We start from the raw sequence: 15,138 nt of genomic DNA, 5'->3' as shown, positions 1-15,138 counted from the left end.
GCGCGGCAGCCATCGGCGGGCCGCGCACGGCTCGATCGTGCGGAGCGCACGCAGGAATGGGGGATCGGTTGGCAGCCGCGGCATCCGACTACTCGGCACGGCACCTGACGGTCCTCGAGGGGCTCGAGGCGGTGCGCAAGCGCCCGGGCATGTACATCGGCTCGACCGACTCGCGCGGCCTCATGCACTGCCTGTGGGAGATCATCGACAACTCGGTGGACGAGGCGCTCGGCGGCCACGGCGACGAGATCACGGTCGTGCTGCACGCCGACGGCTCCGTCGAGGTGCGTGACCGCGCGCGCGGCCTGCCGATCGACGTCGAGCCGCGCACCGGCCTCACCGGCGTCGAGGTGATCTTCACGAAGCTGCACGCGGGCGGCAAGTTCGGCGGCGGCGCCTACAAGTCGTCCGGCGGCCTCCACGGCGTCGGCGCATCCGTCGTCAACGCCCTCTCCGAGCGCCTCGACGTCGAGGTCGACCGCGACGGCGCCACCTGGGCGATGTCGTTCCACCGCGGCGAGCCCGGCGAGTTCCTCGACGAGGGCGAGCCGTCGCCCGGCGCCACGTTCCTGCCGTTCACGGATGCGTCGCGGCTGCGCAAGGTCGGCAAGGTCGCGAAGGGCGTGACCGGCACCCGCGTGCGCTACTGGGCAGACCCGCAGGTGTTCACGAAGGGCGCCGAGTTCCTCGCGGACGAGCTCGCCCGCCGCGCGCGCCAGACCGCGTTCCTCGTGCCGGGGCTCGCGATCCAGATCATCGACGACCGCGCCGACGAGCGCGTCGTGCACGACTTCAGGTACGACGGCGGGCTCAGCGAGTTCGCGGAGTACCTCGCGCCCGACCCGGCGCTCACCGCCACCTGGCGGCTCACCGGCGAGGGCGACTTCCAGGAGACGATCCCGGTGCTCGACGAGGAGACCGGCCACATGGTCACCCGCGAGGTCGACCGCACGTGCGAGGTCGACATCGCCCTGCGCTGGGGCACCGGCTACGACACGGTCGTCCAGACCTACGTCAACATCATCTCCACGCCGAAGGGCGGCTCGCACCTCGCCGGCTTCGAGCAGTCGCTGCTCAAGCTGATCCGCGACCAGGTCGCCGCGAATGCCCGCAAGCTCAAGGCGGGCAACGACAGGATCGAGAAGGACGACGCCCTCGCCGGCCTCACCGCCGTCGTGACGGTGCGCCTGCCCGAGCCGCAGTTCGAGGGGCAGACGAAGGAGGTGCTCGGCACGCCCGCCGTGCGCCAGATCGTCGCGCAGGTGGTCGCGCGCGAGCTCGGCGCGATCCTCACCTCGTCGAAGCGGGACGAGAAGGCGCAGGCGGCGGCGCTGCTCGAGAAGGTCGTCAACGAGATGAAGGCGCGCATCTCGGCGCGCTCGCTCAAGGAGACCGCGCGCCGCAAGACGGCCCTCGAGTCGTCCTCGCTGCCCGTGAAGCTGGTCGACTGCCGCTCGAACGACGTCGCGCAGACCGAGCTGTTCATCGTCGAGGGCGACAGCGCGCTCGGCACGGCGAAGCCCGCGCGCGATAGCGAGTTCCAGGCGATCCTGCCCATCCGCGGCAAGATCCTCAACGTGCAGAAGGCGTCGATCGCCGACATGCTCTCGAACGCCGAGTGCGCGGCGATCATCCAGTCGATCGGCGCCGGCTCCGGCCGCTCGTTCGACCTCTCGGCCGCGCGCTACGGCAAGATCATCATGCTGTCGGACGCCGATGTCGACGGCGCGCACATCCGCACGCTGCTGCTCACGCTCATCCACCGCTACATGCGCCCGCTCATCGAGGAGGGTCGCGTCTACGCGGCCGTGCCGCCGCTGCACCGCGTGCTCGTCAAGCACCGCGGCAAGCCCGACGAGGCCGTCTACACCTACTCCGACGCCGAGCTGCACCGCACGCTCACGCGGCTGAAGAAGGCCGGCAAGACCTGGCACGAGCCGCCGCAGCGCTACAAGGGCCTCGGCGAGATGGACGCCGACCAGCTCGCCGAGACGACGATGGACCGCAGCCGTCGCACGCTGCGCCGCGTCACGATCAACGACGCCGAGCGAGCGCTCGAGATCTTCGAGCTGCTCATGGGCAACGAGGTCGCCCCGCGCCGCGAGCTCATCGTCACCTCGCAGGTCGACCGCGAGCGCATCGACGCCTGATCGTGACCCGGCGGGGGTTCCGACGCTCGGCGGTCGAGCGCATACTGGCGGCATGCGAGCGGCGCGTCGCGTCCTGGCCGGGCTCGCGCTGATCGCGAGCCTGGCGCTCGTGGCGTGCGGTGCCCCGGGGCCGGGCGACGCGACCTCCGCGCCGCCCTCCGCCGGGCCGACGTCCTCCGCCGAGCCGCTCCCCGGCGCGACCGGGGCGCCGTCGCCCGACCCCGCATCCGCCCCGCCCACGATGGGACCGCCCGCCACGGCGGCGCCCTCGGTCGATCCGCCGCCGTCGCCTACTGCCCCGCCGACATCGCCGTCCACGCAGCAGCCGCGTCCCACGCCGGCGCCGCCCCCGCCGGGGCCGCAGCCGGGGCTCCCGTCGGCTTGGCGCGGCGTCGATCTCGAGCGGATCCCCGACGGCCGCGCCGTGGTCGCGCTCACCTTCGACGCCGGCAGCTCGGACCGCGGCGTCAGCGCGATCCTCGAGACGCTCGACGAGCAGGACGTGCCGGCGACCTTCTTCGTGACGGGGGCGTTCGCCCGCATGTACCCGGAGCGCCTCCGCGAGATCGCCGACGCCGGCCACGCGGTGGGGAACCACAGCGACCGCCACCTCGCGTACGAGAGCCTGTCGGACGACCGCATCCGCGCCGACCTCGCCGCCGCGGAGGCGTCGATCGTCGCCGCGACCGGTGCGCCGACGATGCCGCTCTTCCGCTTCCCCTTCGGCGCCCGCACCGAGCACGACATCCGCGTCGTCAACGACGCGGGCTACCTGCCGATCCGCTGGAGCATCGACTCGCTCGGGTGGAAGGGCACGAGCGGCGGGCTGAGCGTCGACGAGGTCGTCGACCGCGTCGTGCGCACCGCGGTGCCCGGCCACATCGTGCTCATGCACGTGGGGGCCAACCCTGACGACGGCTCGACGCTCGATGCGAACGCGCTGCCGCGCATCATCCAGGAGCTGCGGGCGCTCGGCTACGGCTTCGTCGGCCTCGGCGGCCTCGTCGGCTGACGGTCTCCGCCGCCTGACGCCGCGACCAGATCCGGCGAGCTTCCCCGAACCGCGGGTTTCGAACGCGGAAACCCGCGGTTGAGGGAAGTTCGCGCGCTCCAGGGCGGCGGACTCGCGGCCCGGTCAGTCGCCGAGGCGGGAGCCGATCGCGCCGATCGCGCCGTCGACCGAGACGCCCGAGCCCGCACGGGACGCACCACCCGGCGGCAGCTGGCGCTGCGACCCGTCGGTGCCGACCGCGAGCGGCGACGGGCCGGCCCACGCCACGGCGAGCCCGGCCTCGCCCTTCAGCAGCCGGTGCGCCTGCACACCGCCCGTGCCGCGGCCCTTCGGCGGGAACTCGGCGAGGTCGGAGACCTTCGCGCGGGGCTCGTCGAGGCCCGCGAGCGTCTCGGCCGGCTCGGTGACCGTCACGACCTCGGCGTCGTCGGCGACGACGCCGGCGAAGCGCACCGCGGCGCCGGCCTTGAGCCCGATGCCCTTCATGCCCGCGGCACCCGGCCCCTGCGGGTTCACCTGGCCCGCGGGGAAGCGCAGCAGCTGCGCGTCGCTCGTGATGAGCACGATCCAGTCGTCGTCGGGCGCCGGCGCGACGCCGATGACGCGATCGCCGGCCTTGAGCGCAATGACCGGCTCGCGGTCGCGGTCCCGCAGCTCGGTGGGGCGGATGCGCTTGACCGTGCCCTGGGCGGTGGCGACGAGCCACGGCGCGTCGCTCGCGAGGTCGATGAGCGCGACCGCGTCCTCGCCGCGCTCGAAGGCGCCGAGGTCGCGCACCTTGATGCCGGCGGTCAGGCCGATGGATGCGGGCGGCACCGACGGCAGGTCGGCGGGCGTGAGCCGCAGCACGGCGCCCGAGGAGGTGACGAGCCCGAACGTGCCGCGGGTGGTCGTCGGGACGCTCGAGCGGATCGCGTCGTGGCGGCTGCGGCGGGCGGGCGCGGGGATCGGCTCCTCGCCGTCGACGCGCACGACGCGGCCGGTCGCCGAGAGCAGCACGCGCGTCGGCGCATCCGCGATCTCCAGGCTCGCCGCGACCTTCGCCGCTGACGCGCGGCCCGAGGTGGGCTGCCCGTTCGCCTCGGTCAGCAGCGACCGGCGCGGCGTGCCGAAGCGCTCGGCGACCTCGTCGAGCTCGCTCGCGACGAGCTCGTGCAGCGCGGCCTCCGTGCCGAGGATGCGCTCGAGCTCGGCGATCTGCGCGAGCAGCTCGTCGCGCTCGGCCTCGAGCTCGATGCGGCTGAACTTCGTGAGCCGCCGCAGCCGCAGCTCGAGGATGTACTCGGCCTGCGGCTCCGAGAGGTCGAAGACGTCCTGCAGCCGGGCGCGCGCCTGCTCGCCGTCGTCCGAGGAGCGGATGACCTGGATGACCTCGTCGATGTCGAGGATCGCGATGAGCAGGCCCTCGACGAGGTGCAGCCGCTCGCGGCGCTTCCGCAGCCGGAACTCGCTGCGCCGGCGCACGACGCCGACCCGGTGGTCGAGGTAGACGCGCAGCAGGTCCTTGAGGCCGAGCGTCTCGGGCACGCCCTTCACGAGCGCGACGTTGTTGATCGAGAAGCCGTCCTCGAGCGGCGTCTGGCGGTAGAGCTGCTGCAGCACCGCATCCGGGTCGAAGCCGGTCTTGACGCCCACCACGAGGCGGAGGCCGTGCTTGCGGTCGGTGAGGTCCTGCACGTCGGAGAGGCCCTGCAGCTTCTTCGCCAGCACGCCGGCCTTGATCTTGTCGATCACGCGCTCGGGTCCGACGAGGTAGGGCAGCTCGGTGAAGACGATCTGCGTCTTGCGGCCGTGGCGCTCGATCGACGCCCGAGCGCGCGTGCGGAAGCTGCCCCTGCCGCTCTCGTACGCCTCGCGCACGCCGTCGAGCCCGACGATGATGCCGCCGCCGGGCAGGTCAGGCCCCGGGACGTGCCGCATGAGGTCGGCGGTGGTCGCCTGCGGGAGGGCGAGCAGGTGCTTCGCCGCCTGCACGACCTCGACGAGGTTGTGCGGCGCCATGTTCGTCGCCATGCCCACCGCGATGCCGCTCGCGCCGTTGACGAGCAGGTTCGGATAGGAGGCCGGCAGCACGTCGGGCTGCTGGTAGGAGTTGTCGTAGTTCGGGATGAAGTCGACGACGTCCTCGTCGAGCCCCTCGGTGAGCGAGAGGCCGGCGGCCGCGAGCCGCGCCTCGGTGTAGCGGGCAGCGGCGGGGCCGTCGTCGAGCGAGCCGAAGTTGCCGTGGCCGTCGACGAGCGGCAGCCGCAGGCTGAAGTCCTGCGCGAGGCGCACGAGCGCGTCGTAGATGGCCGAGTCGCCGTGCGGGTGCAGCTTGCCCATGACGTCGCCGACGACGCGCGCGCACTTGACATGGCCGCGCTCGGGGCGCAGGCCCATCTCCGACATCTGGAAGAGGATGCGCCGCTGCACCGGCTTCAGGCCGTCGCGGGCGTCCGGGAGCGCGCGGGCGTAGATGACCGAGTAGGCGTACTCGAGGAACGAGTCCTGCATCTCCGCGGCGACATCGATGTCATCGATGCGCTCGGCGACCGGGATGTCCGAGGGCGGGGGAGGAGGCGAGGCAGTCATAGGCTGACGGAATGCTACCGACGCGAGTGCCCGGATCCCGGAGCCTTGCCGACGTTCTGGCGAGCTCGTCGCTCGCGATGCGCGGCGAGCAGAACCCCCTCGGCCTGCCGAGGGTCGCCGGGGCGGTCGTGCTGCTCGTCGACGGGCTCGGCGCATCGCAGCTCGGGCAGCGCGCCGGCCACGCACGCACGCTCGCCGGCGCCCCCGGCGGCTCGCTCGATGCCGGCTTCCCCTCCACCACGGCGGTGGCGCTCGCGTCGCTCACCACCGGTGCGCTCGCGGGCGAGCACGGGATCGTCGGCTACGACGCGCTCGTGCCGGGCGCCGGCGTGCGCAACCAGCTGCGCGACTGGGGCGGGCCGATGGACCCGGCGCACTGGCAGCGACGGCCCACGCTCTTCGAGTCGACGACGTCGATCGCGATCGGGGAGCCGAGGCACGCAGCCGGCGGCTTCACGAACGCCGTGCTGCGCGGTGCGGCGTACCGCGGCGGCCGCACGATGGCCGAGCGCTTCGCGCTCGCCGAGCAGGCGGCCCGCGAGCGGGCGCTCGTCTACCTCTACGTGCCCGAGCTCGACCGGGCCGGCCACGATCGCGGCTGGCAGAGCCCGGCCTGGACCGACGCGCTCGAGGAGGTCGACGGGCTCACGGCGCAGCTCGCCGCCTCGCTGCGGCGCGACGTCGGCCTCATCGTCACGGCCGATCACGGCATGGTCGACGTCGACGCATCCGGGCAGCGGATCGCGCCGCCCGAGCTGCTCGCCGGGCTGGCGCACGTCGCGGGGGAGCCGCGCTGCCTGCAGCTGCACGTCGACGACGACACCGACGCGGATGCGGTGGCCGAGGCATGGCGTGCCTGGCTCGGCGACGGCGCGTGGGTGGCGACCCGGCAGGAGGTCGTCGACGCCGGCTGGCTCGGCGAGGTGCACCCCGAGGTGGCGCCGCGCCTCGGCGACGTCTTCGTCGCGGTGCGGGGTCGCACCGCCATCTACCTCGACGCCGACGACCCGGGCCGCGGCATGGTCGGCCAGCACGGCTCGCTCACGCCCGACGAGCTCCGCGTGCCGCTGCGCCGCTTCGGCGCCTTCGCCTGACCGCTCGGGCCCGTTGATCCGACGTCCAGGAGCGGGGTACAGGATTGCCCTGCACCTGGGTCGAACGGCCCGGGTCGGCCAGCCGGGCCCACAGCCCGGGACAGCTCTCAGGAGAGGAACCCACCATGCGCAGGTGGATCATCACGACCGTCGCCACCGCCCTCGTCGGGTTCGTCGCCCGCAAGATCGGCGAGCGCCGCGACCGGAACAGCGGACGGGGCTCGTCGCGCCGCCGCTGACCCACGCCCGTCCGGGCGACCGGCGCGGGGTGGTCGGCGCCGGGTGGTCAGGACGCGCCGTGCGGCTGCGCGCCCCGCGGCGTGTCGTGACCACCCGGCATCCCTGCTGCGGCGCGTCGTGACCACTCGGCGCGCATGGCGCGGGCCTGAGGCTGGCTCGGGCTAGAAGCGGACGACCTGGCGGATCGCCTTCCCGTCCGCGAGCGTGTCGAGCGCCTCGTTGAGCCCGTCGAGCTCGATCTCGCTCGTCACGAGCGCCTCGACGGGGAGCCTGCCCTCGCGCCAGAGCTGCTCATAGCGCGGGATGTCGCGCGCCGGCACCGCGGAGCCGAGGTACGAGCCGATCACGGTGCGCGCCTCCGCGGTGAACGTCAGCGGCGACAGCGACGACCGCGCATCGGCACGCGGGAGCCCGACGGTCACCGTCGTGCCGCCAGCGGCGGTGAGCGCGAACGCCGTCTCGAACGCCTTGGGGTGCCCGGCCGCCTCGACGACCACAGGTGCTCGCAGCCCTTGCGCGATCGCATCGTCGGGGGAGAGCGCCACGTCGGCGCCCAGCGCGAGCGCCGTCTCGAGCTTGGCCGGCACGGCGTCGATGCCGATCACGCGGCCGACGCCGAGCGAGACCGCCGCGAGCAGCGCAGCCATGCCGACGCCGCCGAGCCCGACGATGACGATGTCGTCGCCCTCGCGCGGCTTCCCCGCGTTGATGACCGCGCCGCCACCGGTCAGCATCGCGCAGCCGAGCACCGCGGCGACCGCGGGCGGCACATCCGCGCCGACGGGCACGACCGAGCGCCGGTCGAGCACCGCGTGCGTCGCGAAGGCCGAGACGCCCAGGTGGTGATGCACGTCGGAGGCCGAGGCGCCGGAGCCCTCGTGCAGGCGTCGCCCGCCGCCGAGCAGCTCGCCGGCGCCGTTCGACGCCGAGCCTCGCTCGCACGGCAGCCTGCCGTCCGTCGCGCACGCGGCGCACTCGCCGCAGCGCGGCAGGAAGGTCGTGACGACGCGATCGCCGACCGCGACGTCGTCGACGCCGGCGCCGATCGCCTCGACGATGCCCGCCGCCTCGTGGCCGAGCAGCATCGGCACCGGCCGCGGCCGGGCGCCGTCGACGACCGAGAGGTCGCTGTGGCACAGCCCCGCCGCCTCGATGCGGACGAGCAGCTCGCCGGGGCCCGGCGCGTCGAGCTCGAGGTCGACGAGCTCGAGCGGCCGGGACGCGGCGAATGGCCGCTCGGCGCCGATCGAGCGGAGCACCGCGCCGCGGATCCGCATCAGTTGCCGTCCCAGCCCTGCACGGTGCCGTCGGGGCTCGCCTCGCGCACGACGAGCGTGCAGTCCTTGCCGCCGAGCCCGTCGTCGAGCAGCCGCTGCAGCTGATCGCGGATGAGCGTCGCGGCTGGCACGTGCACGCCCGTCTGCTCCGCGCCCGCGACGGCGAGCGTGACGTCCTTGTGGCAGAGCATCGCCGAGAACGACGCGTCGAAGTTGTCGTTGGATGCGGCGCCCGGCACGATCCCAGGCACGGGGTACCAGGTGCGCAGCGCCCACGAGTCACCGGACGACACCCGGGCGACGTCGAAGAACGCCTGCGGGTCGAGCCCGAGCTGCTGCGCGAGCTGCGAGCCCTCGGACATCGCGAGGATCGAGATGCCGAGCATCATGTTGTTCACGAGCTTCGCGGCGATGCCGTGCGTCGCCTCGCCGACGGCGAAGACGTTGCCCGCCATCGGCGTGACGATCTCCTTCGCGTCGGCGACGTCGTCCTCGATGCCGCCGAGCATGAAGGTGAGGGTGCCGGCCTGCGCGCCCTGCGTGCCGCCCGAGACCGGTGCGTCGACGAAGCGGAACCCGCGGGAGCCGGCCTGGCCGTGGCACCACTGCGAGGTCTCGATGTCAACGGTCGACGTGTCGAGGATGAGCGTGCCGGGCGCGGCGTGCGCGAAGACGCCGCCGTCGCTCTCGAGCACCTGCCGCACGTGCTCGCCCTTCGGGAGGCTGAGGATGACGACCTCGGCGCCCTCCACCGCCTCGGCGATCGAGCCGACGGGCGTGATGCCATGCTCCGCAGCGCCGTCGCGCAGCGCGTCCACGACGTCGTAGCCGCGCACGTCGTGACCCGCGGTGACCAGGTGGGAGGACATCCGGCTGCCCATGTTGCCGAGTCCGATCCAGGCGATTGACGTCATCGTCGATTCCTTCCGTAGGTGTGCTGCAACGCTATCTGCTGGGATGCGGACGGGCGGCGAGGATGCCCCCGCCGCCCGCCCGATCACCGATCGAGATCGATGCTCAGAGGGTGCCCTTCTCGGCGAGCAGTCGCTCGCGGTCGATGTCGTCGACGTCGTGGAGCGAGATGCCCTTCGTCTCCTTGAGCGCGAGCACCGCCACGAGGGTGATGACGCACGCGATGACGATGTAGATCGCGACCGGGATGTAGCTGTCGAACTGGCTCAGCAGCGCGGTGGCGATGATCGGGGCGAGCGAGCCCGCGACGATCGACGTCACCTGGTAGCCGAGCGAGACGCCCGAGTAGCGCATGCGCGTCGGGAACAGCTCGGCCATGATGGCGGGCTGGCCCGCGTACATGAGCGCGTGGAAGAGCAGGCCGAGGATGATCGCCGAGAGGATGACGATGTCGCTGCCCGTCTCGAACATCGGGAAGGCGATGAAGCCCCACGTCGCGGCGAGCAGGACGCCGGCGAGGTACATCGGCTTGCGCCCGACCCGGTCGGTGAACCTGCCCACGATCGGCACGAAGATGAAGTGCGCGATGTGCGCGATCGCCATGAGCCCGAGGATGCGCGAGACGTCGTACTCGAGGTAGGTCCGCAGGTACACGATCGAGAACGTCACGACCAGGTAGTAGAGGACGTTCTCGGCGAAGCGCAGGCCCATGGCCGTCAGCACGCCCTTGGGGTAGCGCTTGAGCACCTCGAGCACGCCGTAGGACTGCGCCTGCGACTGCGCGACCTCGTCGCGGACGGCCTGGTAGATCGGTGCATCGGTGACGCGCGTGCGGATGTAGTAGCCCACCGCGACGATGACGACCGAGAGCCAGAACGCGACGCGCCAGCCCCAGCTGAGGAACGCCTCGTCGTCGAGCGTCCACTGCAGCACGAGCAGCACGACGGTGGCGATGAGGTTGCCGGCAGGCACGGCGGCCTGCGGGAACGACGACCAGAAGCCGCGCTCCTTGTTGGGGGAGTGCTCCGCGACGAGCAGCACGCCGCCGCCCCACTCGCCGCCGACCGCGAAGCCCTGCGCGAAGCGCAGCAGCACGAGCAGTGCGGGTGCCCAGTAGCCGATCTGCGCGAACGTGGGCAGGCAGCCCATGAGGAACGTGGCGACGCCGACCAGGATGATGGCGAACTGCAGCATCTTCTTGCGGCCGTACTTGTCGCCGAAGTGGCCGAAGACGATGCCGCCGAGCGGGCGTGCGATGAAGCCGACCGCGTAGGTCAGGAACGCGCTGATGATGGGGAAGTACGGATCGTCGTTCGCGGGGAACATGATCAGGTTGAAGACGATCGTGGACGCCGTGGCGTACAGGAAGAACTCGTACCACTCGACGACCGTGCCGGCCATGGCGGCGGTGACGACCCGGCCCAGGCCCTTGCGGTCGTTGTCGCGCGTGGTGTCGTGCGCGGATGCTGTCATGCCTACCTCCTTGTAGGTGCACGGGACTGTGCGCGGTGAATCTAACATGACGAAGCGTTCAGGTGGGACGCGAGTGCCCGCGACACGCCAGAGGGAGGGCGCCCATCGGGCGGCCCTCCCTCTGCACTGCGTGCGGTGCGGCTAGCGGTCGTCGTCCGTGCGGCTGCCGAACACGATCTCGTCCCAGCTCGGCATGGACGCGCGCGAGCCGCGCTTGCGGCCGCCGACGGGCCCGGTCGCCGCGGCGCGCTGCGGACGCTGCGCCTCGGGCTCGGGCTCTGCCGCCTGCTCGGCCTGCGCCGGCTCCGGCTCGTAGCGGACGGGCTCGCTCTCGGCCGTGCGCAGCGCGGCCTCGCGCTCGCTCCGGCGACGGCGCAACGCGTCCAGCAGCTCGGCCGTGTGGTTGGGCTGCGTCGAGGCAGCCGGCCGGTTGATGGCAGCGGCCTGCACGTTCTCGGGCTGGCTGCCGACCTCGCCGCCGCGACGGCGGAGCCACGGGTTGTCGGCCTTCGTCGGCTCGCGGCGCTCGTCGACCGAGCTCTCGACCGCGGCGGAGGAGGCGACGGCGTCCTCGAGGCCGATGCCGGGCTCGACCGGTGCGGGCGCCGACCGCGTCGCACCGCGCTGGATGCGGAAGGCATCCGAGTCGAAGCGGCCGGTGTCGGTCGCCGCGCGCTGCGAGATCGGGGGAGCGGGCTCGTCGGCCGGCGACGGCGCGGAGCCCGCTGCCGGCGCGGAGCCCGCAGCGGGTGCCGCCTCAGACGGCGCGGGTGCGCCTGCCGGTGCGGACGGACGGGACTGGCGGTCGATCGCGCGCAGCCGCGGCACGAGCACGCTCGACGCGTCGCCCGACTGGCTCAGCGAGATCGCCTCCTTGCTGCGCGGCGTGAGCGTGGCCTTCTTCGACTCGTAGCCCCACAGCGCCTCGTGCTGGATGCCCTCGGTCGTGAAGCGCAGGCGCACGGTCCAGGCGCCGCCCTCGGCGTCCTTCCACGACGCCCACGAGCGGTCGGAGGCGCGCAGGTCGTCGAGCCGCTCCTCGATCGCCGCGCCGAAGGTCGTCTCCTGCGCGAGCGGGTCGATGTCGCCGGAGGCGACCGGGATCGAGAGCGCGGAGTCGAGCACGTGCGCGCGCTCGGCGAGCACCGGGCCCTCGAACCGCTCGATGTAGGCGAGCTCCTCGCCGGTCGACGAGGCGACCTGCTCGGCCGTCATGCCGCCTCGGATGAGGGACTGGATGTCGCGGGGGGTGGCCTTACGCTCCCGGTGGGGGATCGCGCTCGGCTGCTTCCTGCGCTCGGGCAGTGCTTCGACGGGCACGCTGAAGCGCTCGCCGGAGTCGGACTCGAGGATGAGCACGTCGTCCTCGACGCCGATGACGCTCAGCTGCTGCATGATTCGTCGGTCCTTCCTGGCGGTGTCGGTATCGAGCCAGCATCCCACGCTGCAGGGGCGCCGCGCGGGAATGGAGCGGGCGCGCCGCGTGTTCTGGGTGGGGCACGGACGCATGACGGCGCTCATCGTCCGCGCGCCTCGGAACGGGATATCTGATTTGCCATGCGGTCCCGTTTCGTGCAGACTGTGCGCCGACGCCGCTCCAACCCCAAGCAAGGACACCTTCATGGCCACCGATTACGACGCCCCGCGCAAGACCGACGACACCGAGAACGAGTCGATCGAGGCGCTCAAGGAGCGCGTCCCCGCGAAGAGCGTCTCGACCGACGAGGATGCCGACAACCCGGGCAGCTTCGACCTCTCGGCGGCCGACCTCGCCGACGTCGAGCTCGACGTCGTGGTGCTGCCGGCGCAGGAGGACGAGTTCACCTGCGTCAACTGCTTCCTCGTGAAGCACCGCCTGCAGTTCGACCACGAGACGAAGCTCGGCCCGATCTGCCGCGAGTGCGCCCACTGACCTGATCCGATCGTCGCAACGCCCGTCGCCTGCTGGCGGCGGGCGTCGCTGCGTCCGGGGGCCTGCTGCGCAGGGGTCGGCGCTAGGCGGCCGCGGTGCCGCGAGGCGTGCTGCGCGCCGCCTCGATCGCCGCAGCGAGGCGTCGCGGGTCCCGCGAGCTCACGACCCACGCGCCGGTCGGATCGCTCGGGTCCTCCACGCTCGCCCGCACGACCGAGCGCGTCCACGGCGAGATGACGTGGTGGTCGGTGGGGTCCCAGCCGCCGCGCAACGCGGCCGTCGCGTCCGCGCCCTCGAGCGCATCCGCCGCGCCCAGGTGCACGACGTCGATCCGCGCCCGTCCCGCCCGCAGCACACCGCCCTGCACCTCGACGACGGGCGCCGCGAGCCAGAGGATGCCCAGCACGGCGACGTAGAGCCCGATCGCGACCGCGATCCCGACGTTGATGTCGACCGGCAGGAACACCAGCAGCGCGGCGGGCACGATGAGCAGCAGGAGCAGGGGCATCCACCACGGCGGCCCGAGCCGCTCGCGGTACGAGGGGGCGGAGGTCATGCCTCCATCATCCCGTGCCCGCGGTGCGCGTTTCCGCCCGGCGGCCCGCTCGGCTAGCCTCGACAGCGATGGAGCAGGTAGAAGTCCTCGTCACCGGATCGCCGGTGCCGTCCTACGCGCACCCTGGCGATGCCGGTGCCGACATCCACGCCGCCGAGGCGGTCACGCTCGAACCCGGCCAGCGCGCGCTCGTCGGCACGGGCGTCGCGATCGCGCTGCCGGACGGCTACGCCGCGTTCGTGCACCCGCGCAGCGGCCTCGCGGCCAAGCACGGCATCACGATCGTGAACGCGCCCGGCACCGTCGACGCGGGATACCGCGGCGAGATCAAGGTGAACCTGCTCAACACCGGCACCGAACCGCACCGCATCGAGCCCGGGGACCGCATCGCCCAGATCGTCGTGCAGCGCGTCGAGCGCGTGCGCTTCATCGAGGTCGAGCGGCTGCCGGGCTCCGATCGGGGCGAGCGCGGGCACGGATCGACCGGCCGAGGCGCCGTCCAAGAGGGGATCGCACGATGACCGACACCACCGAGGGCCAGGAGCAGCTGCCCGACGACGAGGCGCTCGTCGAGAAGAGCGCGCCGGACGACCGGGCCGAGATCGGCCCGCTCGACGAGTCCGAGGCGCCCGTGCGCCCCTACGTCGACCTCGGCGGGCTGCGCATCGTGCCCCGCCCGGGCATGCAGATGCGGCTCGAGGTCGAGGAGAAGTCGAAGCGCATCGTCGCGGTCACGCTCGAGCACGAGGGCTCCACGGTGCAGCTCCAGCCGTTCGCCGCGCCCCGCAGCGAGGGCATCTGGGCGCCCGTGCGCGAGGTGCTGCGCGCGCAGCTGGAGCGCCAGGGCGCGACGGTCGAGGACGCCGACGGCCAGCTCGGCCCAGAGCTGCTCGCGCGCCTGCAGTCCGGCCCCGACGGCGCGCCGCGCGCGGTGCGCATCATCGGCGTCGACGGCCCGCGCTGGATGCTCCAGGGCCTCATCGGCGGCAAGGCGGCGCTCGACGACGACGAGGCCGCGAAGGCGATCGAGCTGTTCCGCTCGACCGTCGTCTGCCGCGGCGTGCAGCCGATGCCGCCGCGCGAGCTCATCCCGCTCTCCGCCCCGAAGACCGTCTGATGGCGGACGAGCCCGGCCGGCCGGCATCGTCCGAGCCGGCGCGCGACCCTGCGAGCCAGCCGGAGCCCTCGTTCTCGGAGCAGGTCGGCGCCGCCATCCGCGGCTCGGCGCTCGGGCACCTCGACCCGAGCGCGCCCCCCTCCGGGAACGCCATGCTCGCCGCGATGGGCGGCGTCCGCGGCCTCGTCGAGTCGCTGCTGCCGGGCATCCTCTTCCTCGTGCTCTACGCCACGACGAAGGACGTCTGGCTCGCCGTGCTCGTGCCGCTCGCCGTCTCGGTGGGCTTCGTCGCCTGGCGCGTGCTGCAGAAGGGCCAGCCGGTGCTCGCGTTCGCCGGGCTCATCGGCGTCGGCATCTCGGCCGCGGTGGCGCTGCTCACCGGCCAGGGCGAGGACAACTTCCTCTGGGGCTTCGCCGTCAACGGCATGCTCATCGCCGTGCTCGTCGTGAGCATGCTGCTGCGCCGCCCGCTCGTCGGCGTCATCGCGGGCTCGCTCACGGGCACGCCCCACGCGTGGCGCACCCAGAGCGCGAAGCGCGCGGTGGCGTGGCGGGCGACCATCCTGTGGCTCGCCGTCATCGCGCTGCGCCTCGTCGTCCAGGTGCCGATGTACTTCGCGGCCGATGCCGGCACGCCGGGCGCGGTCGAGCTGCTCGCCGCGACGAAGCTCGCGATGGGGATGCCGCTCTACCTCGCGGCGCTCTGGGTCTCGTGGCTCATGGTGCGCGCCGTGCTGGACACGCCCGCAGATGCGGCGGAGGCCGACGCGCGATAAGATATCTTGACGTCAAGATATCTCGCCCTCAGGCCGACCGGAACGCCG

General features: G+C 73.0%; 13 protein-coding genes. 7 read left to right on the top strand and 6 right to left on the bottom strand.

The features are described from left to right. Positions 1–56: 56 nt before the first annotated feature. Together EDD26_RS12685 and EDD26_RS12680 are read left to right on the top strand one after the other, a co-directional pair. A complete protein-coding gene (locus EDD26_RS12685) occupies positions 57–2,150 on the top strand; it encodes a DNA gyrase/topoisomerase IV subunit B (RefSeq protein WP_123698041.1) in 2,094 nt (697 codons plus the stop codon). A 52-nt stretch (positions 2,151–2,202) separates the two neighbouring features. Further along, positions 2,203–3,162 (top strand): polysaccharide deacetylase family protein, encoded by a 960-nt coding sequence (locus tag EDD26_RS12680; protein WP_123698040.1) that lies wholly within the window; start codon positions 2,203–2,205, stop codon positions 3,160–3,162. Between the two features lie 123 nt (positions 3,163–3,285). On the opposite strand, the gene EDD26_RS12675 is transcribed toward EDD26_RS12680, so the two are convergent. After that, positions 3,286–5,733 carry a DNA gyrase/topoisomerase IV subunit A gene (locus EDD26_RS12675; RefSeq protein ID WP_123698039.1) on the bottom strand — a complete coding sequence of 816 codons (2,448 nt, stop codon included), beginning with the start codon at positions 5,731–5,733 and terminating at the stop codon, positions 3,286–3,288. Between the two features lie 11 nt (positions 5,734–5,744). Here EDD26_RS12675 and EDD26_RS12670 point away from each other — a divergent pair, with 11 nt between their 5' ends. Continuing rightward, positions 5,745–6,827, top strand: coding sequence for an alkaline phosphatase family protein (locus tag EDD26_RS12670; protein WP_123698038.1), 1,083 nt, complete (start codon positions 5,745–5,747; stop codon positions 6,825–6,827). A 401-nt stretch (positions 6,828–7,228) separates the two neighbouring features. Here the strand turns inward: EDD26_RS12670 and EDD26_RS12665 are convergent, their stop codons facing one another. The 4 genes from EDD26_RS12665 to sepH all read right to left on the bottom strand — a co-directional run bounded on the left by EDD26_RS12665 (position 7,229) and on the right by sepH (position 12,124). Further along, positions 7,229–8,344 (bottom strand): alcohol dehydrogenase catalytic domain-containing protein, encoded by a 1,116-nt coding sequence (locus EDD26_RS12665; protein WP_123698037.1) that lies wholly within the window; start codon positions 8,342–8,344, stop codon positions 7,229–7,231. Then, complete coding sequence (locus tag EDD26_RS12660; RefSeq protein ID WP_123698036.1) at positions 8,344–9,258, bottom strand: NAD(P)-dependent oxidoreductase; 915 nt, start codon at positions 9,256–9,258, stop codon at positions 8,344–8,346. Before EDD26_RS12660 ends, EDD26_RS12665 begins: the two co-directional genes overlap by 1 nt. A 103-nt stretch (positions 9,259–9,361) precedes the next feature. Beyond that, the gene (locus EDD26_RS12655) at positions 9,362–10,729 is read right to left on the bottom strand and encodes an MFS transporter (protein ID WP_123698035.1); all 1,368 of its coding nucleotides are present in this window, start codon (positions 10,727–10,729) and stop codon (positions 9,362–9,364) included. A 141-nt stretch (positions 10,730–10,870) separates the two neighbouring features. After that, positions 10,871–12,124 (bottom strand): septation protein SepH, encoded by a 1,254-nt coding sequence (sepH, locus tag EDD26_RS12650; RefSeq protein WP_170165636.1) that lies wholly within the window; start codon positions 12,122–12,124, stop codon positions 10,871–10,873. Positions 12,125–12,350: 226 nt separating this feature from the next. Between sepH and EDD26_RS12645 the strand changes: the two genes are divergently transcribed. Then, the gene (locus EDD26_RS12645; RefSeq protein ID WP_123698033.1) at positions 12,351–12,641 is read left to right on the top strand and encodes a DUF4193 domain-containing protein; all 291 of its coding nucleotides are present in this window, start codon (positions 12,351–12,353) and stop codon (positions 12,639–12,641) included. Positions 12,642–12,723: 82 nt separating this feature from the next. On the opposite strand, the gene EDD26_RS12640 is transcribed toward EDD26_RS12645, so the two are convergent. Further along, a complete protein-coding gene (locus EDD26_RS12640; RefSeq protein ID WP_123698032.1) occupies positions 12,724–13,197 on the bottom strand; it encodes a DUF3093 domain-containing protein in 474 nt (157 codons plus the stop codon). Positions 13,198–13,265: 68 nt separating this feature from the next. On the opposite strand from EDD26_RS12640, the gene dut reads away from it, so the two are divergent. The 3 genes from dut to EDD26_RS12625 are packed head-to-tail and all read left to right on the top strand — an operon-like array spanning position 13,266 to position 15,090. Next, entirely contained in the window at positions 13,266–13,718 is a 453-nt protein-coding gene (dut, locus tag EDD26_RS12635) for a dUTP diphosphatase (protein ID WP_123698031.1), read from the top strand. Then, entirely contained in the window at positions 13,715–14,314 is a 600-nt protein-coding gene (locus EDD26_RS12630) for a DUF3710 domain-containing protein (protein ID WP_123698030.1), read from the top strand. Before dut ends, EDD26_RS12630 begins: the two co-directional genes overlap by 4 nt. Then, entirely contained in the window at positions 14,314–15,090 is a 777-nt protein-coding gene (locus tag EDD26_RS12625) for a DUF3159 domain-containing protein (RefSeq protein WP_123698029.1), read from the top strand. Before EDD26_RS12630 ends, EDD26_RS12625 begins: the two co-directional genes overlap by 1 nt. Positions 15,091–15,138: the final 48 nt, after the last annotated feature.

Origin of the sequence: Agrococcus jenensis, assembly GCF_003752465.1 — a bacterium.
GTDB lineage: Bacteria > Actinomycetota > Actinomycetes > Actinomycetales > Microbacteriaceae > Agrococcus > Agrococcus jenensis.
The sequence above is the reverse complement of the archived record's forward strand: the minus strand, read 5'-3'. Positions and strand labels throughout refer to the sequence as shown.